Here is a 21,493-nt window from a genome sequence, read left to right as displayed (position 1 = left end):
AGTCTTACACCCTTTTTTAGCCTAACGTTTTATTAATTGCTTCAAGTACACGGTCTGCCTGGAATGGCTTCACGATAAAGTCTTTTGCACCTGCTTGGATGGCATCAATAACCATTGATTGTTGTCCCATCGCTGAGCACATAATGATTTTTGCAGAAGCATCGATTTGTTTAATTTCTTTTAATGCTGTGATCCCGTCCATTTCTGGCATTGTGATATCCATTGTGACTAGATCAGGAGATGTTTCTTTATATTTTTCAACAGCTTGTGCGCCGTTTTCTGCTTCTCCTACTACATCAAATCCGTTTTTTACAAGAATATCCTTAATCATCATTCTCATGAATGCTGCATCATCTACGATTAATACCTTAGTAGCCATTTACTTATTCTCTCCCTATATGTTTGTTTATTTTAAATTAGAAAGTCTTTCAGACTGACTTAAAATGTCAGTCACACGTACGCCAAAGTTCTCATCAATGACAACAACTTCTCCTTTGGCGACGATTCGTTTGTTGACCAGAATGTCGACTGGCTCACCTGCAAGTTTGTCCAGTTCAATGATACTTCCAGCGGAAAGTTCAAGTACTTCTTTCACACTGCGCTGCGTTCTTCCAAGCTCCACTGTAATGGAAAGTGGAATATCCATCAGCATATCAAGATTACCGAGCTGACTTGTTGTATGCTGAGGCTCACTAAATGCCTCAAATTCAACTGGCGCCACATTGACAGGTTCTGCCGGCTTTGGCTTCGCCTGTCTTTTCGGCGGTGCCGATTGCTGCATAGGAGCAGATTGTGCTTGCGGAGCAGCCTGCTGTGGTTCAGGTGCACTCTGAGGTGCTTCTTGAACCGGCTCTTCTTCCGCTGGGTCTGTTAATTCTGCAATCAAATCTTTCGCAAACGTAATAGGGTAAAGCTGCATAATATTTGAATCTATGAGTTCACCTATTGTTAATCTAAAGGACACTTTGACAAGCATCTCTTCAGCTGGAATGCGGTCTGTGCCTTCTCCTTCTTTCACATCAAGCAACTCAACGCGAGGCGGAGAAATATCAATCTTTTTATTAAAGACTGTTGACATGGACGTCGCTGCTGAACCCATCATTTGGTTCATCGCTTCTTGTACTGCACTTAAGTGAATTTCACTTAACGACGGGTCAGCATTTGTTCCATCTCCGCCCATCATTAAATCCGCAATGACTGCCGCATCGGTTTGCTGGATGACAAGCAGGTTACTAGCGCTGAAGCCTTCCGTATAATTCACTTCAATTGCGACATATGGATGAGGAAATTCCTCATTCAGCTTGCTTTTTTGAATCACTGTGACAGTTGGAGTTGTAATCTCCACTTTTTGACTTAATAGGGTTGAAAGTGCTGTTGCAGAGCTTCCAAATGATATATTTCCGATTTCCCCAATGGCATCTTGTTCCATTGCAGAAAGGAGTGTATCAGGCTCTATATCGTCATTGCTGCCTCCTTTAAGGAGCGCATCGATTTCATCTTGTGATAATTTACTTCCGTTATTCTCCATCTTCTTCACCTCTTATGTCGTGATCTAGAATTTGAATCGCCTGTTTCCGATTCACGCGGCCGGCCTGTCCCAAGAATTTCGGTTTATTTCCGACCATAACAGTAAGAGGCGCATTTACTGGTTTGTCCAAGGCAATACAATCACCAATTTCCAAATTCAAAAACTCTTCCACCGTCATTTCCGATTGTCCAAGCTCTGCGACTACCGGTATTTTCGCCGTCATAATCCGTTTTTCAATGGCCTTTGTTTCTTCTTGTTTCGGTTCATTTCGTTCCGATTGCATCCAGTAGTGTACAGACAGCTTCGGAATAATAGGCTCTAATACTACGTGAGGAATACAGAGATTAATAACCCCGCTTACCTCACCAATTTGTGTATTAAGAGAAATGACGACAACTGTTTCGTTTGGTGACACCATTTGAACAAACTGGGGATTTACCTCGAAATCTGCCATTTCTGGCTCGATGTCGGTTATGGACTGCCACGCTTCTCTGTAGTTTTCCAAAGCTCCCTCAAACATGTTTGAGATAATCTTTGTTTCGATTTCTGTCAGTGATTCTGTCTTATTATGACTAATGCCAATCCCACCCATCAGCCTATCCATCATGGCATAGCCAATCGTTGGGTTCACTTCAAGCATGATTCTTCCTTCAAGCGGGCTGACGTAAAATAAGTTTAATAATGTCATATTAGGAATCGAACGAATAAATTCTTCATATGGCACTTGGTCAACCGAGCTGACAGAAATTTGAATATATGATCTTAGCTGCGCTGAAAAGTGTGTGGTAAGCAGTCTAGCGAAGTTATCATGAATTCTTGTTAAACTTCGAATCTGGTCTTTTGAAAAGCGCAGTGCACGTTTAAAGTCATACACTTTCACTTTTTTCGTCGTTTCTTCTTTTTTCAGCTCTTCTGCATCCATTTCGCCTGTTGATATGGCGGATAATAATGCGTCGATCTCATTCTGGGAAAGCACTTCTCCTGACATTTCTTCACCTCCATCGTGTCAATTAATCGCCTCTATTGCAGATTAAAGGAGGTTATATAAACTTCTTTCACCTTGCCATCTTGCAAATAGTTATTCACTTTGTTTTTGACCTGTGTTTTAAAATGTTCTCTGCCTTTTTTGCCATCAAGTTCATCTGCATTCGTGTCTGATAAAATATCGATCACAGCATCTTTCACTTGGAAGCTTCTTTTTTCAAGCTCTTCTTTGGCTTTTTCTGAATCTGTTTCAATATTTAGTACAAGTTTAACCGCATTTCCTTCAGATTTTAAATTGGTCACAATCTCAGGAATTTCAACAGAAGCTTTTACGACTTCATCTGCTGTTGGCTCTTTTTCTGCTTTTGCTTCGTCTGACCCATTCACCAGAAAGACAATACCTGCTCCAATTCCGACGATAGCAATAATCATGATTAGCATTACTACGACTAATTTCTTCTTCATTCAAACTCCTCTATTCCTTGATTCAATGAAATGACTTGGATTTTTCTATAGAAAGAAATGATTTTCTCCTGAAGCTGCTCTTCATCTTCTTTCACAACGAATTTCTTTCCATTGGCGAGTGTAATGGTCGTGTCTGGAAAGCTTTCGATTTGCTCGATATGGAGAGCGTTGAGCATAAATCCTTTGCCATTTAATCTTGTCACTTCAATCATATTAAGCAGAGAAGCGATAAACCGCTCCCCCTACCTCCTATCGTTTCAGATTCACAAGTTCTTGCAGAATTTCATCAGATGTTGTGATCGTCTTTGCATTCGATTGGAATCCACGCTGTGCGATAATCATTTCTGTAAATTCGTCTGTTAAATCAACGTTTGACATTTCAAGTTTACCTGTTTGAAGTTCACCTGTTCCTTGAGTTCCAGGAGCCATGGCATTACTTGGTGCACCGGAACTGAGTGTTTGGCGATATAAGTTATCCCCAACTTTATCTAATCCTCCTGCATTACTGAAAGACACAAGTGATACTTGTCCAACAGTACGAGAAACGTTGTTCTCAACAACAGAAACGGTCCCATCTGGCCCAACACTAACACTTGACACATTGTCTCGTGGAATGTTGATTCTTTGCCCATCCATGCCAAGAAGATAGTTTCCATCAGATGTTACCAAATCCCCATTTGAATCAGGTTTGAAGTTCCCTGTTCTTGTAAATAGGATTTCACCTTGCTTTTCAATACGGAAAAATCCATCTCCATTAATATAGAAATCATATGGTTCGTCTGTATTTTGAGAAGAACCTGATGTCATGATTTTATCAATAGAAGATAAAGCTGATCCTAATCCAACTTGTTTTGAGTTGATTGAACCAGAGTTATTCGTCGGTCCACCAGAACTTGCAATGGTTTGACTGACCATATCTTTAAACGTGATACGGCTTTTTTTGTATCCGTGTGTATTGACGTTGGCTACGTTATTGGCTACAACATCTAATTTTGTTTGGAAGTTTTTCATTCCGCTAATTCCTGAGTAAAGTGAGCGTAACATTTATTTTCCTCCTCGATTTGCTTACGATTTTTCTCCAACAGTTGTAACGTCCCAAGGGCTGATTTTCGTTCCATCTTCTAAATATAGGAAGTATTCATTGTTTATGTTTTTTACAGACTTCACAATGCCAGATATGTCTTTATCATCTTGTTTACCCTCTACTTCTTTACCAATCCAGCCTACATATGTCGTAAATGGATCTTGGTGTGCAACGAATGTAGACATGATCTGATTCATTTGAGTGATAGATTCGTTCATATTCATTTGCTGTTCTAAAGAAGAAAATGTTGCAAGCTGTGTGACAAACTCACGGTCATCAATCGGGTTTGTCGGATCTTGGTTTTGAAGCTGCGTAAGCAAGATTTTTAAGAACTGATCTCGGCCAAGTGTATCTGTTTTCTTTGCTGCGGTTGAAGAAGTGTCCGCTTGTGCGGCTGTTCTATTCGTCGCATCAACAGTTGCCATTAGATCTCCTCCTCTTCTTCTTCTGATCCAACAAGCGCATCCAGTACATCTTGGAATTCAGCTTCCTGTTCATCAGGCTGCTGGAAACTTTGTCCTTTTGATGGCTGCTGCTTGCCTTCCTCATTAAATTGTCCAAAAGACGGCTGCTCATTTGACTGAAGCGGTATATGGAAACGGTCAACTTGAACCGACATATTCGGTAGCGCCTGCTTGAGCTGCGGCAGATGATGCTCGAGCAGCTCTTTTGCTGCTTGCGTTGAAGCTGTAATTTTACTCGCATACATTCCGTTTTGTTTCGTTAGCTGGATGGTAATAAACCCTAGATTTTCTGGATTTAATCGTACGGTAAACCGTCCGCTTGAATTGCCAAATGGTGTGAACTTCATTTGTTTCCACGTATTTAAAATCTGCTGATCAACCGTACCTGGCTTTTCGTCAGTTGTTTGCGTCTGCTGCACAGGAGCAGCTGATTGCAGTTGGAAGAACTGTTTATGCCCTGGAAGCAGCGTATGGGTGATTGTTTTTTCAGAAGCAGGTGCCGTAGTGCCTTGACCTTTGGTGACTTCTTTTTTCATAAGCCATTCAAGTGAGGCAGCACCTTTTGCTGGAGATGAGAAGGAAGATTCTTGCCTTGGAGCAACCATTTCTTTTAACTCTCCTAAGGAAATTTTCCACTCTTTATCTGACCCTTTCGCATTCGCCATCATATGATCGATTAACTGATTAAAGTGTTTCAGCTCGCTTTGCGACATATTATTCAGCTTAGGTGCCGATCCTTGCGAGAAGAACTGCTCTTTTACTTGTTGAATGAGCTTTTCATCTGCTCCGTTTTTCGTTAGAAACTTGATGAAATCTTCACCTTTTGCTTGAATATCCTGTACAAGTTTTGCATCAAAGCTCACTGTCTGCTGATTCAGTATTTGATATAAGAAAAAGTGGACTTGTATGAGCTGTTCACTATGTTCAGCAACTGGCTTCTCATCTTGATCGTCATAGATTACCGATTCCATCTTTTGAAATAGCTCTTCAAGTGACTTTAAGTCAGCCCCTTCAAGCTTTTGACCTTGCAGCGCCTGAAGTGCCGCAAGAAGATCTCCATCTATTCCTTCTTCAGGTGATTGCATCCATTTTTCAATAATTTGCATCGCATCATTCATGGATAGATTGGTTTCCGCCGGCTGAGAAATAACTGGACCACTTTGAATACCTGCGCCATTTAACAATTGTTTAAACAGGCCGCGAGCAGATACTGCCCCCTCTCCCTTTAGTCCCGAGAGACCTTGGGAAGATTGCTGTAAGGCTCCAATGTCCAATAGCTTCACTTATTGTCCACCTCCATTTTCACTTTCTTCTTTTTTGGCAAGCTCCTTCGTGAACGTTGCTGCCTTCTGAGGTGTCAGTTTTGCTAATATGTCCGTCAGCTTATTTTTACTCAGCTCTTCAAGGATCTTCAAAGCTTCTTTATCACTTAGCTCTGATAGAATTTTGGCAGATTTCCCTGCATCCATGCTTTCATAAATGCTGGTGACCTTTCCTTTTGATTGCTGATTAGAAGATGCTGACGAATCAGTTGAAGATCCTGATGCGTTATTACTTGATGATGTACTGTTTGATGAACTGTCACTTGCTGACGTGTTCTCTTTATCAGATGTTTTTTCAAGTGAATTGATTTTTTGATTCAATCGTTTAATCTCTTCATCACTTGTCTTCAAGTCTTTTTGAGCAATTTCAAGTTCATTCTCTTGTTCTTTAATCGTCTTTTTCAACGCTTTCAACTCTGTATCACGTTGATCGTTATTTGAAGATGACGTTTTTGATGTGTCATCTGATCCAACCAAGCTGCTAATCCCCGGAATGTTTTGGAGCGGTTTCTTTAGATCATAACCTGCCATATAAAGGATTGTGCCCGTTACAATCACAAGCACAACCAATGGGATAATGACAATAAACAAGATCCATTGAAATTTACCGCCGCCGCTTGATTCCTTTGTTTTTTCCTTCTTAGGCATTCATCTCGACTCCTAATGTCCTTGAAACATGAATTGGCTGATAGAGATATCATCCATTTCTTTCATTTCAATTGCCTTATGTTCAAGGGAGAACTTTTCAAATTGCTTTTCTTTCATTTTTTCAAACTTTTTAAACTCAATATTTTTTTCAGTTAAATCAGATTGTTTTTCATTCATTTGATGGCGTTTCATGATCACAAGCTGCTGATAATGATGAATGGTGTTATCTAAGTTCGTCACAAATTGTTGGTAATGACGCATTTCTTGAACACTCATCCCACTTCTCAGCTTTTCTTCTTTGCTCTTTTCCATTAGCTCTTTTTTACTCATATTTTCATAGAGTTTTTCAGCGGCTTGCTCAAATGCCGAAACGGATTGTTGATACGCTGCAAGTGATTTGTCTTTTTCACTTTCTTTCAATTCTAAGAGCTTTTGAAATTTGTATTGATATCTCACTGTTTTTGTCAATCCTCTCTATTCATCAAACTGAGCAATATCCTCACGCTGTCTTCAATTGATACAGCCTCTTCAACGTCCTGCTTCAAAAATGAAATCAGTTGTGGGTAAGCTTGCATGGCCTCATCAATATCTTTAGAGGAGCCTTTTTTATATGCTCCAATGTTAATGAGGTCTTCAGCGTTTTGATATGTGGATAAAAGCTGGCGGAACCGGTTAGCCGCTTCCTTGTGATCATGACTTGCGATATTACTCATGACACGACTGATACTTTTCAGAATATTGACAGCTGGAAACTGTCCTTTGTTGGCCAGTGCACGATCAAGTACTATGTGGCCATCTAAAATCCCCCGCACTGTATCAGCGATCGGCTCATTCATATCGTCACCATCAACAAGCACTGTGTAAAACGCTGTGATGGAACCAAGTTGATTTGTACCAGTTCGTTCTAGCAATTTTGGCAGTATAGCGAACACTGAAGGCGTATATCCTTTTGTTGTTGGCGGTTCACCAGTTGCAAGTCCTATTTCCCGCTGTGCCATGGCGACCCTTGTGACAGAATCCATCATGAACATGACATTTTTGCCTCTGTCTCTGAAATATTCGGCAATAGCCGTTGCAGTATAGGCTGCTTTTAATCTTGTCAGTGCGGGCTGATCTGAAGTTGCGACAACAACAATCGAACGCTTCAGTCCTTCAGCTCCTAAATCTTTTTCGATAAACTCGCGAACTTCACGTCCACGCTCTCCAACAAGTGCAATGACATTGAGATCCGCTTCTGTCTGCTTGGCAATCATCCCCATCAATGTACTTTTACCAACACCGCTTCCCGCGAATATGCCAATTCTTTGACCAGTGCCGACTGTGAGCAAGCTGTCAATCACTCTGACACCAACGCCCATTTTTTCACGAATAGGCGGTCTGTCCATCGGGTTTGGAGGAGATTGTTCTGTTGAGACAGGTGCAAGTCCTTTAGGAAGCATGCTGCCGTCCAGTGGATCACCGAAGGCATCAACAACCTGCCCGATTAAACCAGTTCCTACTTTGACCTTTAACGACTCACCTGTTGCTTCAACAAGACTGCCTGGTGAGATGTTAGAGGCTTCTACGTAGGGCATGAGCAAAATGTTTTCATCTTTAAAGCCAACGACTTCTGCTTTGATCGGATGATTCTTGCTCCCTTTTTTGTGAATCAGACATACATCACCGATTGAGCTTTCTGGCCCCTTGGACTCGATCATCAGTCCAACAACTCGATTGACTTTACCAAAACGTTTATAAGGATCGGCAGTTTCAATCGTTTCTTTTAGCACATCTATGTTCATTTGTGATCACCTGAATCAATGACTTCTAATAACTTTTCTTTTAACTGATTCATTTGGGTATCAACACTCGCTTCCACTTTTCCAAAGCTTGTTTCGACGTAACAAGTACCTTTTGGTGCTTTTTCATCCGAGTAAATGGCAAGATGTGTATTCTTTTGAAGGATTCTATTTAATTCATCTTTATATTCCATCACATGCTCGTAATGTGCAGGGTCGACATAGATGGAAATATCGTCATATTCTTTCACTTCTGAAATGACCTGCTTCACTAGCGTTAAAAATTGTTCTTTTGTGTCCTCAACTGCATTCCATACTCGTTTAGCGAGCTCAAACGCAAGTTCGACAATTTCTTCAGCAGAGCTTTCGATTTTTGCTTCATAGTCCTGCTTTGCAAGGCTGACAATGTCATTCGCTTGATCAAGAATCGATTGATACTGTAAATTCGCATCTGCTTCGCCCTTTTGAAAACCATCTTGATATCCTGTTTGTTTTGCTTCTTCAATGAGCTGTACTCTTTCTGCTTCAAAATCAGCTCGCCGCTGATTGATTTCAGCCATTGTTTGTTCCAGCTCACGATTTGCTTTTTCTAAAATACGGCTTGCTTCATCTTGTGCATCACTTAATACAAGCTGAGATGCTTCTGTCTCGTTGACAAGCTCTTCTTCGTGATGTTCTCTTTTGAATTCCACTTGCTGTAAGGGAATGGTTTGACGGCCTTGTTCAGGAATAACAGATGTTTCATGTTTGATAATCCTAGACAATGATATCGTCTCCTCCACCTCGAGCTATGACGATTTCTCCAGCCTCTTCAAGTCGTCTTACGATACTGACAATACGAGTCTGTGCTTCCTCGACATCTCTAAGCCGGACAGGTCCCATAAACTCCATTTCTTCTTTGAACGTTTCGACCATACGTTGCGACATGTTGCGGAAGACAATTTCTTTGACTTCTTCGCTTGCCACTTTGAGTGAAAGCAGTAAATCGTCATTTTCAACATCTCGAATCACGCGCTGAATGGCTCTGCTATCAAGAGTGACAATGTCTTCAAAGACAAACATACGTTTCTTAATTTCATCAGCAAGCTCAGGATCTTGAATTTCCAGTGTATCTAAAATGGTTTTCTCCGTTGCACGGTCTACACCATTCAGGACTTCGACTACCGCTTCGACTCCGCCCGTTTGGGTATAATCTTGCGTAAAGGTTGAAGACAGCTTTTGTTCAAGAATACGTTCCACCTCATTGATGATCTCTGGAGATGTGCGGTCCATTAAAGCAATTCTTCTTGCAACCTCGGTTTGTACTTCCTCGCCTAACTCAGATAAAATCTGTCCAGCCTGTACTGGATCTAGGTAGGAAAGAATGAGCGCAATGGTTTGTGGATGCTCATGCTGGATAAAGTTTAAAATTTGCTCTGGGTCAGCCTTTCTAGCAAAATCAAATGGTTTCACTTGAAGTGAGGATGTTAAGCGATTTAAGATGCTGTCCGCTTTGTCCTCACCAAGCGCTTTTTCAAGCACTTGTCTTGCGTACATAAGGCCACCTTGTGATATGTAGTCCTGCGCGATGGCAATGCTGTGAAATTCTTCGATGATCTCATCTTTTTTAGCAGTATCTACACTTCTTACATTTGAAATTTCTAATGTTAATTTTTCTATTTCGTCTTCAGACAGATGTTTGTATACAGATGCTGACACGTCTAGCCCTAAGGAAATCATTAGGATTGCTGCTTTTTGTCTGCCTGTTAGTCGATTTGGATCTTTTCTCGACATGTGTATTCCTCCTAATCCTCGGACAGCCAGCTGCGTAGCAATTTAGCAAAGTCTTCTGGTTTATCTTTTGCCATTTTTTCAAGCTGATTTTTTCTCACCATTTCTTCTGTTTCTGGCTCAGTATCGATATCAGGAACATGAATTGGTGTACGTTCATCAAACTCAAACTCTTCTTCCTCATCTTTTCTTCGCTTACGTACGAGAAGGATAATGAGAGCGATAATGGCAAGTAGTAGCACACCGCCAACAATATAAACCCAAATCGGAATATTGTTTGAAGGGTTTTCTGCTGCCGTTTGCTGTTTACCGTCTAATTTTGATACAGATAAAACGATTTTGTTATCTAAGTCTGCTTGAGTGAGCGCTTGACCGTTTGTGTATTCTTTATCAATCGATGTACTGATGATGGTTGAAAGAATTTTTTTGATATCATCCTGCCTTTCAGCAGTTAATGAGGTCGGATCGTTTGCAGTAGGTGGTTCAACCAGTGCCTGAATGCCAACGTCTCTGATTTTATAAGGACTTTCTTTGATATCTTTATGAATGCGGTTGACTTCATAATTGATACGATCTTCGCTCTTTTCGTAATCTCCGCTTCCATTCGTTCCATCGGCACCTTGATAATTTGTGACATCATCGTCACCTGTTCCAGCGGTGCCTCCAGCTGCTGCGCCATTACCTGAATAAGTTTCAGCAATCTTTTCAGCGCTGACAGCAATTCCTTGCATGTTTTCTTGATCAACTGGTTCGACAAGATCTTCTTTTCTTTTTTCTTCGGTAAAATCAATGTCTGTAGTGACCGATACGGCAACTTTCTCTTGACCCATCATCGTTCCAAGCAGCTGTTGAATTTTTCGTTGAAGATTCTTTTCAATCTCCTCTTTTTTCTGCTGCTGTGCATCCATTCCACTTGCATAGGAATCTGAGCTGCTGTTTAAGTCATAGTAGTTGGAATCTTGGTCCATAATGACAATGTTTTCTGTTTTTAAATTCGGCACACTTTTTGAAATAAGATGATAAAGGCCTTTTACTTGTTGCTGAGTAAGCGTGTAGCCTGGTTGAACTTGCAGCACAATTGATGCTGATGCATTACTTTGCTCTTCTCCAACAAAAACGGAATCTTTTGGCAGGTTAATCATAACCTTTGAATCTTTAATCCCATCAATCGTGTTGATCAGATTGGATAGTTCTGTCTGAGTTGCGTCTACTTTCAGAACATCAAATTCATTATCTGTTAAACCGAAGCCGGAATTGTTCGCAAAGAAGGAGTAATCAATATTCCCCGTTTTAGGAAGTCCTTCTGATGCAAGTGTTACTTTTAAAGTGTCTGCTTGCTTTTCTGGAACTAAAATCGTCGTTCCGTTATTTGCAAGTTCCGATTTAACGTTTTTGCCATCCAGTTCCTGTTTGATTTGTCCTGCTTCTGCCTCAGACAAATCTCTAAACAACGGAACCATTTTTTCAGAAGAAGCAAAGATGCTAACAACCGTAATAATGATTGCTAGGGCAGCTACGCCGCCAATCATGAGTATTTTTTGTAATTTTGATCGATTTCGCCAAAACTCAACTGTTTTTGTTCTTAATTGCATTAAAGTACGATTCATCTTAACCCCCGGTCATTCCATTCAGTCTATTTTTTGTCCACCAGCACCTCCTACATCTGCATTCTCATAATCTCTTGGTACGCTTCGACTGCTTTATTCCGAAACTCGGTTGCAGCTGTGAGTGTCACACTCGCTTTTTGTGAAGCAATCATGACTTCATCGAGATTGACATCTTTCCCTTGTGCGAGAGCATTCGTATACTGGTCTGATTTCAGCTGTGATTGATTTAATGCCTCAATGGAATTCTTCAGCACATCAGAGAAATTCGTTTGACTTTTAGGTGCAGCCGCCTGCACAGACGATGCATTCGTCAATTCACTTGCTTGCTGAGCGGTTTGAAGCTGGAAAGGAGATATTGCGTTAACCAATTCTTTTCACCTTACTTTCCTATTTCTAAAGCTTTCATCAGCATGCTTTTATTTGCATTCAGCGCAGTCACGTTTGCTTCATATGACCTTGAGCTGCTGATGAGATCAACCATTTCCTTTAATGGATCAACGTTTGGTGTTTGAACATATCCATTTTCATTGGCATCGGGATTTGTAGGATCATATTGAAGGTTGAATGGAGTTTCGTCTTCAGTAATTTTCGTTACTTTGACGCCGTTTCCTAATTTGCCGCTCGAATTCATGCTTGAGTTCAATATAGATGAAAATGATTCACCTGACGGCTGTAATGTGACGAGCTTGCGTCTATAAGGCTCCCACTCGCCATCAACCTGTTTAGCTCTTGTTGTATCCATATTCGCAAGGTTTGAGGATACAACGTCCATTCTGAGCCTCTGTGCTGTTAATGCTGAGGCCGAAGCGTTAACGCCTGAAAAAATTGACATCACTTACCTCCTGTCAAAACTGTTTTAAGAGAATTGAACTTTCCGCTCATTCTTTCAACCAACGCATTATACTGAATTTGGTTTTTAGCGAGTTCACTCATCTCTTGATCAATATCGACATTATTTCCGTTTTCTTGATAAGAAGTACGGTTACTCGAAACAACTGAATAATTAGACCCTGTTTTAGAAAAATCAATGTGACCTTGGTATGTTTTTTTAGCATCTAATTTGATTGACGCATCATTTAGCATGTCGTGGAATGCAACATTTTTAGACTTGTAGTTCGGTGTGTCTATATTCGCGATATTATTGCTTATGACTTTTTGCTTAACATTCGCTCTGCCCAAGGCATTCTCAAGGTTGCTTATCGTTCCAGAAAATATATCCAAAACCATATACCTCCAATCATATGTATTTCATTCCATTTAATCATGTCGAGATTTGTAAAACCATATGTTCATTGTAAGAAATAATAGGATTAAAGTCTATGATGTAATTGTAAAAAAAACTCGTAATATATATCTATTTTACGAATAGGTATAAAGACCTAGATTCAAAGCACTACAGAATTGTAAGGGGTTTCTTGGAAAAAAGAGTGTCATTTTTCGGACAAATCCTCTTTTTTTATACAAAAAAACCCTTTTCAGCGTTTATTTCGGCCGAAAAGGGTTTTTTGATTAGTGAGATTTTAAATTTTCAAGTTCAATTAAAAATTTGTTGTTTAATACTTTAATGTATGTTCCCTTCATTCCAAGAGAACGAGATTCAATAACGCCTGCACTCTCTAATTTACGAAGTGCGTTTACGATCACTGAACGAGTGATTCCTACACGGTCAGCAATCTTACTTGCCACAAGCAGCCCTTCGTTTCCATCAAGTTCTTCAAAGATATGTTCAATCGCTTCAAGTTCACTGTATGAAAGAGAGCTGATTGCCATTTGAACAACCGCTTTACTTCTTGCTTCTTCTTCAATTTCTTCCGCTTTCTCGCGAAGAATCTCCATTCCAACAACTGTTGCGCCGTATTCAGCAAGAATTAAATCATCATCTGTGAATGTATCTTGCAAACGAGAAAGGATTAACGTCCCTAAGCGGTCTCCGCCTCCGATGATTGGCACAATCGTTGTCAAACCTGATTGGAATAAATCACGGTTCTCAATCGGGAAAGCTGTGTACTCACTATTGATGTCAAGGTTTGAAGATGTTTCAGGGACATTGAATAAGCTTTTTGTATATTCTTCAGGGAACTGACGATCTTCCAGCATTTTTTTCATACGTGCATTTTCAATCTGCTGGTTAATGGAGTAGCCAAGAAGCTTCCCTCTTCTGCTTAATACGAAAATGTTTGAATCAATGACATCTCTCAGTGTTTCTGCCATTTCTTTAAAATTAACCGGTTTCCCCGCTGCATCTTGCAGCATCGAGTTAATAATCCTTGTTTTTTGTAGTAACGCCATAATAATGATCCTCCTAGATTACTTTATTCATTTGTTAAAGTATAAATTGACTTAAGTCTTTGTTATTTGCAATCTTTCCTAGCTTCTCTTCTACATACTGAGGGGTAATAGTCACTGTTTCCATTGTAATATCAGGCGCCTCAAATGAGAGCTCTTCTAGCAGCTTCTCAAGTATGGTGTGAAGCCTTCTTGCACCGATGTTATCCGTCTCCTGATTGACGTGATAAGCCACTTCGGCAATCTTATGAATAGCATCGTCAGAAAATTCAAGAGATATACCTTCTGTTTCAAGTAAAGCCTTATATTGCTTTAATAACGCGTTATCTGGTTCCGTTAAGATTTTCACAAAGTCTTCTATACTTAATTTATCTAATTCTACACGGATTGGGAAGCGCCCTTGAAGCTCTGGAATCAAATCCGATGGTTTCGCCATATGAAAAGCGCCTGCTGCTACAAATAGAACATGATCTGTTTTCACAGCCCCATACTTCGTCATCACAGTGGAACCTTCTACAATCGGTAAAATATCACGTTGAACCCCTTCACGAGAAACATCTGCAGACGATGCACCACCGCTTTTGGCAATTTTATCGATTTCATCGATAAAGATGATTCCTTGCTGCTCTGCTTTTTGCACGGCTTCCTGACCGACTTCATCCATATCAATCAGTTTTGAAGCTTCCTCAGCAGTTAACGCTTTTCTCGCTTCTCTGACGGTCAGCTTTCTGCGTTTTTTCTTTTTAGGCATGAGATTGCTAAGCGCATCCTGCATGTTCATACCCATTTGCTCCATACCCGAGCCTTGAAGCATATCAAACATGGAAGGCTGCTGCTCTTCAACTTCAATCGTGACGTAATGGTCTTCAAGTTCACCCATCGCCAGCTGGTGCGCAATGCGTTTTCTCGTCGACTCAAGCTCTACTTCTTCACTTGAGTGATCTCGATCACTTTCATCAGCATCAGAACCACCAAACAGCATCTCAAAAGGATTTTTCACAGACTGACTTTTTTTCTTTCCAGGAACAAGTAGATGAACAAGCCGTTTGTTTGCTTGTTTTTCCGCTTCTTCTTGAACATCCTTCATTTTTTCTTCTTTGACTAGTCTGATTGCTGTTTCCACTAAATCTCTGACCATTGATTCTACGTCACGTCCGACATATCCAACTTCAGTAAACTTCGTCGCTTCCACTTTAATGAAAGGTGCACCAGAAATCCTTGCAATTCTGCGGGCAATTTCTGTTTTCCCCACACCTGTCGGACCAATCATTAAGATGTTTTTAGGAACGACTTCATCCTTTAGCTTATCATGTAAAAGACTTCTTCTGTAACGGTTTCTTAAAGCCACCGCCACTGCTTTTTTCGCATCAAGCTGACCAATAATGTACTGATCGAGCTTTTCAACTATCTCTCTTGGGGTGAACGGCTTTTTCTCCATACGTCTCATGTCCTTTCTATTCAAGCTCTTCTAAAGTGATTTGATCGTTCGTGTAGACACAGATTTCTCCGGCCGTTTCAAGAGCCGCCTTTGCAATCTCTCGAGCTGAGAGATGGTCACCTGCATGTTTTTTGAGTGCTCTCCCGGCGCTAAGCGCGTAGTTGCCGCCTGACCCGATAGCCAAAATGCCATCGTCTGGCTCGATGACCTCTCCTGTTCCAGATACGAGCAGGATGCTTTCTTTATTCATGACGATCAGCATGGCCTCAAGCTGTCTGAGCATCTTGTCACTCCGCCATTCTTTCGCCAGTTCTACAGCTGCTCGTTTTAGGTTACCACCGTATTCTTCAAGCTTCGTTTCAAACTTCTCAAAGAGTGTAAATGCATCTGCAACTGAACCAGCAAAACCTGCGAGTACTTTGCCTCCGAAAAGACGGCGCACTTTTTTTGCTGTGTGTTTCATGACGACAGCCTGCCCAAAAGTGACTTGACCGTCTCCAGCCATCGCACTTTTTCCTTTATGTTGAACGGCAAAGATTGTGGTTGCATGAAATGATGACATGAAAAAACCTCCTTTTAGGATCGTTTAAAAGCCCTTGGGTGATGAGACATGTACGTTTTTCTTAAAGAATCTTTTGATACATGCGTGTACACCTGTGTTGATGATAAATTTGAGTGACCGAGAAGTTCTTGAACACTTCTTAAATCCGCTCCCTCGTTTAAAAGATGCGTAGCAAAGGTGTGCCTTAACATGTGTGGATGGATATGTAATGTGCCAGACGCCTTTTTCATTAATTCAGTTAGAATGAATCGAACGCCTCTATCTGTAAGAGGAGCTCCGCGCTGATTCAAAAACACATGTGAATCAGCACGATCCTTTCCCTTCACTTTCAGCTTCTGCCTTCCATCCTCTAAATATGTGGAGAGCGCTTCATGTGCATAAGATCCGAAAGGTACATACCGCTGTTTGCTGCCTTTCCCATGTACAAGCACTGTATCCATCGATAAATCAAGATCAGATTCTTTTAATGAACATAACTCACTGACCCTCATACCTGTTGCATAAAGTAGTTCTAAAATGGCTTGATTTCTTTGACCAAGCGGTGTATTTACATCAGAAACTGTAAATAGCTCTTTTAGTTCCTCTTCATACAAAAATGAAGGAATTCGCTTATCCTGCTTTGGTAAGCTAACGAGTAAAAAAGGATTTTCTTTCACAAGCTGTTCTCTTAATAAAAATTTATAAAAGCTGCGAAGTGCAGAGACTTTCTTACTAATCGTTCTTCTTGTAAGGCCTTTTTCATAAGCTTCTGTTAAATAAATTCTCGTATCTTGATAGGATACCTCTTCAAAACCGTCTATTCCTTGAATGTTCATAAATCTGACAAACTCTTCAATCGCCTCAGTATATCCTGAGATCGTTAAAGCCGAATAGTTCTTTTCAATCTGCAAATATTCAATGAATAAGTGGACAAGACGCTGTTTATCTGTCATTTTTACACCTCTTTAAGGCTTTTAAATGGTATCACATATCTTGCTTTCCGTGCAATGTTTTACTACAGAGATTTCGAAATAGTTTGAATAGTTTCGATTGCGCGTTTAGCGTACTCTGCATAGCGCTCTTGTTTGTTTTTAATTCGAACGCCAAGATCTTTCAGCAAGCCAAAGTTTGCATTCATCGGCTGGAAGCTTTTCTTGTTTGTTGATGTGATGTAGTAAGCCATACTACCAATCGCTGTTTCTTCTGGAAGTGTCACAAGCTCTTCTCCTTTAACAAAACGAGCTGCATTGATTCCAGCCACTAATCCTGAAGCCGCGGACTCAACATATCCTTCAACACCAGTCATTTGTCCGGCAAAGAATAAGTCGTCTCTATTTTTAAATTGATACGTCGGTTTTAGAAGGCTTGGCGAGTTAATAAATGTATTACGATGCATCACACCATAGCGAACAATCTCAGCCTCTTCAAGACCTGGGATCAAACGGAATACTTCCTTTTGATCGCCCCATTTTAGATGTGTTTGGAAACCAACAATATTATATAAAGTACCTGCTGCATCATCCTGTCTTAATTGAACAACAGCGTAAGGTCTTTTTCCTGTTTTTGGATCTTCAAGTCCAACTGGTTTCATCGGGCCAAAGAGCATGGTTTTTTTCCCTCTTTTGGCCATGACTTCAATGGGCATACAGCCTTCGAAGAAGATTTCTTTTTCGAACTCTTTTAACGGCACAGTTTCAGCAGAAATAAGCGCCTCATAAAAACGATCGAATTCTTCTTCTGTCATCGGACAGTTTAAATAAGCCGCTTCCCCTTTATCATAACGTGATTTCAAGTACACTTTATCCATATCGATGCTGTCTTTCTCGAGGATAGGCGCTGCTGCATCGTAGAAATATAAATACTCTTCACCTGTTAAAGATTTTAATTCTTTTGAAAGTGCTTCTGATGTAAGAGGACCCGTTGCGATAATCGTCGGACCTTCTGGAATGCTTTGCACTTCTTCTTGAAAGACCGTCACATTCGGGTGATTTTTCACGCGGTCTGTGACGTTAGCTGCAAATTCATGACGATCTACTGCAAGCGCTCCACCAGCAGGAACCGAGCTTTCATCTGCTGCTGCGATGATTGCTGAATCTAAATGACGCATTTCTTCCTTTAAAACACCGACTGCGTTCGTTAAAGCATTCGCACGCAATGAGTTACTGCATACGAGCTCCGCAAATTTATCTGTGTGGTGAGCTGGTGTTTGTTTGACAGGTCTCATTTCATACAGATGGACTTTAATTCCGCGCTTGGCAATTTGCCATGCCGCTTCACTTCCTGCTAAACCTGCTCCGATCACATTTACAAATTGACTCATTGTACAACTCTCCTATTTCGTAAGTTCTATTTGATGACATAAAAAAGCAGGTGAACAAGGCTGCTCACCGCTATTTTTGTTGTTCCTCTTTATAATCACAGTTCACACATTGAACTTGAATGCCTTTTTTCAGCTTTTTCTCTACAAGCATATTTTCGCATTTTGGACACTTTCTTTCAATTGGTTTGTCCCAAGAAACGAATTCACACTCTGGAAAACGATCGCAACCGTAAAAAATGCGGCGCTTCTTAGATTTCCGTTCAACGATATTTCCTTCGTGACAAGTCGGGCATTTGACACCAATATCTTTGACAATTGGTTTTGTGTTACGGCAGTCAGGGAAATTAGAGCATGCCATGAACTTACCGTATCTCCCCATTTTGTACACCATTGGATGACCACACTCTTCGCAATCAACTCCGGCGTATTCAGGCTCGATCTCAACTTCCTGCATCTCTGCTTCTGCTTTTTCTACCCGTTTTGCAAAATCTTGATAGAAACTGTCGATAATGCGTACCCATTCAATCGTACCTTCTTCAACGCTATCAAGTTCTTTTTCCATTTTCGCAGTAAATTCTACGTTAATGATTTCAGGGAAGAATTCAATAATTAAGTTGAGCACAATCTCTCCAAGCTCTGTTGGAATAAACCGTTTGTTATCAAGTGCCACGTAGCCACGCTTTTGAATGGTATCTAATGTTGGTGCATACGTAGATGGGCGGCCAATACCTAGCTCTTCAAGGGTTTTGACAAGTCTTGCCTCAGTGTAACGTGGAGGCGGCTGCGTGAAGTGCTGCTCTGGTTCAATATCTTTTGAAAGAACGGTGTCTCCCTCTTTCAGATCAGGAAGCATTTTGTCCTTTTCTTCTAACTGGTCGTCCTTCCCTTCAACATATACTTTCATAAATCCAGGGAATTTCACCTTACTTCCATTTGCACGGAAAGTAAGCCCGTTATTTTCAAGATCCACACTCATTGTATCAAGAACAGCTGGTGCCATTTGGCTTGCCACAAAACGTTCCCAAATCAATTTATAAAGACGAAGCTGATCTCTACTTAGCACATGTTTGACATCTGCTGGTTTTCTTAGCGTAGAAGTCGGACGGATGGCTTCGTGAGCATCCTGTGCATTTTCGTTCTTTTTGGCAGTTCGTTTTGTTGTATTCAAGAAATTCTTGCCATACGTTTGATCAATGAAAGCAGATACTTCTTCAATTGCCGTATTGGAAATACGTGTTGAGTCCGTTCTCATATATGTAATGAGACCTACTGTACCTTCTTTACCAAGATCAATCCCTTCATATAATTGCTGTGCAATCATCATCGTTTTCTTCGCACGGAAGTTTAGTTTTCTCGCTGCCTCTTGTTGTAAGGTAGATGTTGTAAACGGAACAGCTGGGTTGCGTTTACGTTCTTTTTTCGTCACTTTTTCAACAGAAAATTTGCTTCCTTTTAATTTCGAAAGGATTTCTTTTACATCTTCTTTTGTTTTTAGCGGATGTTTTTTGCCATTTACGCCAAAGAAACTCGCTTCAAAGCTTTCTTTCCCTTTTAGGAAGGTACCATCAATTGTCCAGTATTCTTCTGGTTTGAATTCATTAATTTCATTCTCGCGGTCAATAATCAGGCGGAGTGCAACTGATTGAACACGACCGGCGCTTAAGCCCTTTTTGACTTTCTTCCATAAAATTGGGCTGATTTTATATCCAACGAGACGATCTAAGATTCGTCTTGCCTGCTGCGCATCAACCAAGTCCATATCGATCATACGTGGATGTTTAAAGGAATCTTTAATTGCATCTTTTGTAATCTCGTTAAAGACAACCCGGCAATCTGAAGAGAGGTCAAGGTCAAGGCTGTGGGCTAAATGCCAAGCAATCGCTTCTCCCTCTCTGTCGGGGTCAGCTGCGAGATATACTTTTTTTGCTTTTTTCGCTGCTGTTTTTAATTCTTTTAAGACTGGACCTTTTCCTCGAATCGTAATATATCTCGGTTCGAAGTCATGCTCAGTGTCAACACCAAGCTGACTTTTCGGTAAATCCCTTACATGCCCCATTGAAGCCTTTACTTTATACTTTTTTCCTAAATAACGCTCAATCGTTTTCGCCTTTGCTGGCGACTCAACGATGACTAAATAATCAGCCATACTCAAAATCCCCCTTAAGAGGTGTTCTCTCTTTATCCATTTCACAAATTTATATTTATGTTAATTGCACCTATTTAACAGGCAATCGTTAAAAATTCTTTATGATGAACATCATTATAAACACGAAAAACAAAGTGTAAACTTAAATCCTCACTATTATTAAATATTCCGATGTCTTTTGTCAAACGATATTTTTATGTGAGTTCAGTATATTGAACACCGCTCAAGGAGAATTCCTCTAAAATATCCTTCGTTGAATGAACAAGCTTGGCACCTTGCTGAATCAATCTAGCTGGACCTATAGAATTAGAATCAAAGATCGATCCTGCAACAGCAAACACTTCTTTTCCTTGCTCTAATGCCTGGTAGGCTGTAATAAGCGAACCGCTCTTTTCTTTGCACTGGACCACGATGGTTCCTCTTGTCAGGGCACTAATTAATCGGTTTCTCATTGGAAAATGCCATTTTTCTGGTTTGATATAAGGCGGGTGCTCTGACAACAGTAAATGATGTTCTCCCATATATTGAGCCATTTGCACATGTTCTTTTGGATATACATGTTGAAAGCCGCCAGCTACAACACCAATCGTTTTTCCTTTTTTTCTTATGCACTCTTTGTGTGCAAGTCCATCAATTCCTTTTGCTAAACCGCTCACAATCATCCAATCTTCCTCTACAAGTTCTCCAACAATTTTCTTCACGCACGCTTCTCCATAAGAGGATGGCACTCGTGTACCTACTACACCTAAACTTTTTTCTTCATTTAAATAGGTAACGTTTCCTTTTAGGAATAATACTGGGGGAGGATCATAAATGTGTTTTAGTGAGCTGGGATATAAAGGTGATGTGATGGGAATCATGTGAATATTTTGCTTTAAATAGGCTTGAACGATGTGTTGAAAAATGGGGAATTCATTTTCTTCAGCTTGTTGTAAGCGGGTAAAGTCGATCTTTTGTAATGATCGATCCTGTTTGAAATGATGTGTTTCTTCATTTATATATAGCTCAGGATCGACTTTCCACCATTTTGTTAACAAAGAGGGTGAGATGAGGCCTTTTAAGCGGTGAAAAATCATTCTTTCGGACACGTTGTACATACCATTCCTCCAGTT

General features: G+C 40.5%; 24 protein-coding genes. All 24 read right to left on the bottom strand.

Annotation, left to right across the window (positions count from 1 at the left end):
• Positions 1–16: 16 nt before the first annotated feature.
• Positions 17–379: a response regulator gene (locus NSQ11_RS08210; protein ID WP_007499584.1), complete on the bottom strand. Its 363-nt coding sequence runs from the start codon at positions 377–379 to the stop codon at positions 17–19.
• Between the two features lie 27 nt (positions 380–406).
• Complete coding sequence (gene fliY / locus NSQ11_RS08205) at positions 407–1,528, bottom strand: flagellar motor switch phosphatase FliY (RefSeq protein ID WP_007499588.1); 1,122 nt, start codon at positions 1,526–1,528, stop codon at positions 407–409.
• Complete coding sequence (gene fliM, locus NSQ11_RS08200; RefSeq protein WP_008354483.1) at positions 1,518–2,516, bottom strand: flagellar motor switch protein FliM; 999 nt, start codon at positions 2,514–2,516, stop codon at positions 1,518–1,520. The genes fliY and fliM overlap by 11 nt, the downstream gene beginning before the upstream one ends.
• 32 nt (positions 2,517–2,548) lie before the next feature.
• Positions 2,549–2,977 (bottom strand): flagellar basal body-associated protein FliL, encoded by a 429-nt coding sequence (gene fliL, locus NSQ11_RS08195; protein WP_007499592.1) that lies wholly within the window; start codon positions 2,975–2,977, stop codon positions 2,549–2,551.
• Entirely contained in the window at positions 2,974–3,189 is a 216-nt protein-coding gene (locus tag NSQ11_RS08190) for a flagellar FlbD family protein (RefSeq protein WP_008344794.1), read from the bottom strand. The genes fliL and NSQ11_RS08190 overlap by 4 nt, the downstream gene beginning before the upstream one ends.
• Before the next feature lie 37 nt (positions 3,190–3,226).
• Positions 3,227–4,021: a flagellar basal body rod protein FlgG gene (gene flgG / locus NSQ11_RS08185; protein WP_008344796.1), complete on the bottom strand. Its 795-nt coding sequence runs from the start codon at positions 4,019–4,021 to the stop codon at positions 3,227–3,229.
• A gap of 21 nt (positions 4,022–4,042) precedes the next feature.
• Positions 4,043–4,486 (bottom strand): flagellar hook assembly protein FlgD, encoded by a 444-nt coding sequence (flgD, locus tag NSQ11_RS08180; RefSeq protein ID WP_008344799.1) that lies wholly within the window; start codon positions 4,484–4,486, stop codon positions 4,043–4,045.
• Positions 4,486–5,808 carry a flagellar hook-length control protein FliK gene (locus tag NSQ11_RS08175; protein ID WP_017367247.1) on the bottom strand — a complete coding sequence of 441 codons (1,323 nt, stop codon included), beginning with the start codon at positions 5,806–5,808 and terminating at the stop codon, positions 4,486–4,488. The genes flgD and NSQ11_RS08175 overlap by 1 nt, the downstream gene beginning before the upstream one ends.
• A complete protein-coding gene (locus NSQ11_RS08170; protein WP_017367246.1) occupies positions 5,809–6,495 on the bottom strand; it encodes a MotE family protein in 687 nt (228 codons plus the stop codon).
• A gap of 12 nt (positions 6,496–6,507) precedes the next feature.
• The gene (gene fliJ / locus NSQ11_RS08165) at positions 6,508–6,951 is read right to left on the bottom strand and encodes a flagellar export protein FliJ (RefSeq protein WP_024720352.1); all 444 of its coding nucleotides are present in this window, start codon (positions 6,949–6,951) and stop codon (positions 6,508–6,510) included.
• Between the two features lie 8 nt (positions 6,952–6,959).
• A complete protein-coding gene (fliI, locus tag NSQ11_RS08160) occupies positions 6,960–8,276 on the bottom strand; it encodes a flagellar protein export ATPase FliI (RefSeq protein ID WP_008344803.1) in 1,317 nt (438 codons plus the stop codon).
• Positions 8,273–9,037, bottom strand: a complete 765-nt coding sequence (gene fliH / locus NSQ11_RS08155) for a flagellar assembly protein FliH (protein WP_048002828.1) — start codon at positions 9,035–9,037, stop codon at positions 8,273–8,275. The genes fliI and fliH overlap by 4 nt, the downstream gene beginning before the upstream one ends.
• Complete coding sequence (fliG, locus tag NSQ11_RS08150; RefSeq protein ID WP_017367244.1) at positions 9,030–10,046, bottom strand: flagellar motor switch protein FliG; 1,017 nt, start codon at positions 10,044–10,046, stop codon at positions 9,030–9,032. Before fliG ends, fliH begins: the two co-directional genes overlap by 8 nt.
• 11 nt (positions 10,047–10,057) lie before the next feature.
• Positions 10,058–11,650 (bottom strand): flagellar basal-body MS-ring/collar protein FliF, encoded by a 1,593-nt coding sequence (fliF, locus tag NSQ11_RS08145; protein WP_007499608.1) that lies wholly within the window; start codon positions 11,648–11,650, stop codon positions 10,058–10,060.
• Between the two features lie 50 nt (positions 11,651–11,700).
• On the bottom strand, positions 11,701–12,018 hold the full coding sequence (gene fliE / locus NSQ11_RS08140) for a flagellar hook-basal body complex protein FliE (RefSeq protein ID WP_007499609.1): 318 nt from the start codon (positions 12,016–12,018) through the stop codon (positions 11,701–11,703).
• 11 nt (positions 12,019–12,029) lie between these two features.
• Positions 12,030–12,482 carry a flagellar basal body rod protein FlgC gene (flgC, locus tag NSQ11_RS08135; RefSeq protein WP_008344813.1) on the bottom strand — a complete coding sequence of 151 codons (453 nt, stop codon included), beginning with the start codon at positions 12,480–12,482 and terminating at the stop codon, positions 12,030–12,032.
• Positions 12,482–12,871 (bottom strand): flagellar basal body rod protein FlgB, encoded by a 390-nt coding sequence (gene flgB, locus NSQ11_RS08130; protein ID WP_012009952.1) that lies wholly within the window; start codon positions 12,869–12,871, stop codon positions 12,482–12,484. Before flgB ends, flgC begins: the two co-directional genes overlap by 1 nt.
• Before the next feature lie 288 nt (positions 12,872–13,159).
• The gene (gene codY, locus NSQ11_RS08125) at positions 13,160–13,939 is read right to left on the bottom strand and encodes a GTP-sensing pleiotropic transcriptional regulator CodY (RefSeq protein WP_007499612.1); all 780 of its coding nucleotides are present in this window, start codon (positions 13,937–13,939) and stop codon (positions 13,160–13,162) included.
• Positions 13,940–13,973: 34 nt separating this feature from the next.
• Positions 13,974–15,374, bottom strand: a complete 1,401-nt coding sequence (hslU, locus tag NSQ11_RS08120) for an HslU--HslV peptidase ATPase subunit (RefSeq protein ID WP_008344818.1) — start codon at positions 15,372–15,374, stop codon at positions 13,974–13,976.
• A 16-nt stretch (positions 15,375–15,390) separates the two neighbouring features.
• On the bottom strand, positions 15,391–15,936 hold the full coding sequence (gene hslV, locus NSQ11_RS08115; protein ID WP_007499614.1) for an ATP-dependent protease subunit HslV: 546 nt from the start codon (positions 15,934–15,936) through the stop codon (positions 15,391–15,393).
• 14 nt (positions 15,937–15,950) lie between these two features.
• Positions 15,951–16,868: a tyrosine recombinase XerC gene (xerC, locus tag NSQ11_RS08110; protein ID WP_007499616.1), complete on the bottom strand. Its 918-nt coding sequence runs from the start codon at positions 16,866–16,868 to the stop codon at positions 15,951–15,953.
• A gap of 62 nt (positions 16,869–16,930) precedes the next feature.
• A complete protein-coding gene (gene trmFO / locus NSQ11_RS08105) occupies positions 16,931–18,235 on the bottom strand; it encodes an FADH(2)-oxidizing methylenetetrahydrofolate--tRNA-(uracil(54)-C(5))-methyltransferase TrmFO (RefSeq protein ID WP_007499618.1) in 1,305 nt (434 codons plus the stop codon).
• Between the two features lie 70 nt (positions 18,236–18,305).
• Positions 18,306–20,381: a type I DNA topoisomerase gene (gene topA / locus NSQ11_RS08100; protein WP_008344821.1), complete on the bottom strand. Its 2,076-nt coding sequence runs from the start codon at positions 20,379–20,381 to the stop codon at positions 18,306–18,308.
• A 194-nt stretch (positions 20,382–20,575) separates the two neighbouring features.
• Complete coding sequence (dprA, locus tag NSQ11_RS08095) at positions 20,576–21,478, bottom strand: DNA-processing protein DprA (protein ID WP_017367240.1); 903 nt, start codon at positions 21,476–21,478, stop codon at positions 20,576–20,578.
• Positions 21,479–21,493: the final 15 nt, after the last annotated feature.

This window comes from Bacillus sp. FSL W7-1582, assembly GCF_038593325.1.
Lineage (GTDB): Bacteria > Bacillota > Bacilli > Bacillales > Bacillaceae > Bacillus > Bacillus altitudinis.
This window is presented reverse-complemented; position numbering and strand designations above follow the sequence as displayed.

Coding starts and splice junctions, on each gene's coding strand:
- NSQ11_RS08210 (WP_007499584.1), bottom strand. CDS start 379: ATGGCTACTAAGGTATTAATCGTAGATGATGCAGCATTCATGAGAATG.
- fliY (WP_007499588.1), bottom strand. CDS start 1,528: ATGGAGAATAACGGAAGTAAATTATCACAAGATGAAATCGATGCGCTC.
- fliM (WP_008354483.1), bottom strand. CDS start 2,516: ATGTCAGGAGAAGTGCTTTCCCAGAATGAGATCGACGCATTATTATCC.
- fliL (WP_007499592.1), bottom strand. CDS start 2,977: ATGAAGAAGAAATTAGTCGTAGTAATGCTAATCATGATTATTGCTATC.
- NSQ11_RS08190 (WP_008344794.1), bottom strand. CDS start 3,189: ATGATTGAAGTGACAAGATTAAATGGCAAAGGATTTATGCTCAACGCT.
- flgG (WP_008344796.1), bottom strand. CDS start 4,021: ATGTTACGCTCACTTTACTCAGGAATTAGCGGAATGAAAAACTTCCAA.
- flgD (WP_008344799.1), bottom strand. CDS start 4,486: ATGGCAACTGTTGATGCGACGAATAGAACAGCCGCACAAGCGGACACT.
- NSQ11_RS08170 (WP_017367246.1), bottom strand. CDS start 6,495: ATGCCTAAGAAGGAAAAAACAAAGGAATCAAGCGGCGGCGGTAAATTT.
- fliI (WP_008344803.1), bottom strand. CDS start 8,276: ATGAACATAGATGTGCTAAAAGAAACGATTGAAACTGCCGATCCTTAT.
- fliG (WP_017367244.1), bottom strand. CDS start 10,046: ATGTCGAGAAAAGATCCAAATCGACTAACAGGCAGACAAAAAGCAGCA.
- fliF (WP_007499608.1), bottom strand. CDS start 11,650: ATGAATCGTACTTTAATGCAATTAAGAACAAAAACAGTTGAGTTTTGG.
- flgC (WP_008344813.1), bottom strand. CDS start 12,482: ATGTCAATTTTTTCAGGCGTTAACGCTTCGGCCTCAGCATTAACAGCA.
- codY (WP_007499612.1), bottom strand. CDS start 13,939: ATGGCGTTACTACAAAAAACAAGGATTATTAACTCGATGCTGCAAGAT.
- hslU (WP_008344818.1), bottom strand. CDS start 15,374: ATGGAGAAAAAGCCGTTCACCCCAAGAGAGATAGTTGAAAAGCTCGAT.
- hslV (WP_007499614.1), bottom strand. CDS start 15,936: ATGTCATCATTTCATGCAACCACAATCTTTGCCGTTCAACATAAAGGA.
- xerC (WP_007499616.1), bottom strand. CDS start 16,868: ATGACAGATAAACAGCGTCTTGTCCACTTATTCATTGAATATTTGCAG.
- trmFO (WP_007499618.1), bottom strand. CDS start 18,235: ATGAGTCAATTTGTAAATGTGATCGGAGCAGGTTTAGCAGGAAGTGAA.
- topA (WP_008344821.1), bottom strand. CDS start 20,381: ATGGCTGATTATTTAGTCATCGTTGAGTCGCCAGCAAAGGCGAAAACG.
- dprA (WP_017367240.1), bottom strand. CDS start 21,478: ATGTACAACGTGTCCGAAAGAATGATTTTTCACCGCTTAAAAGGCCTC.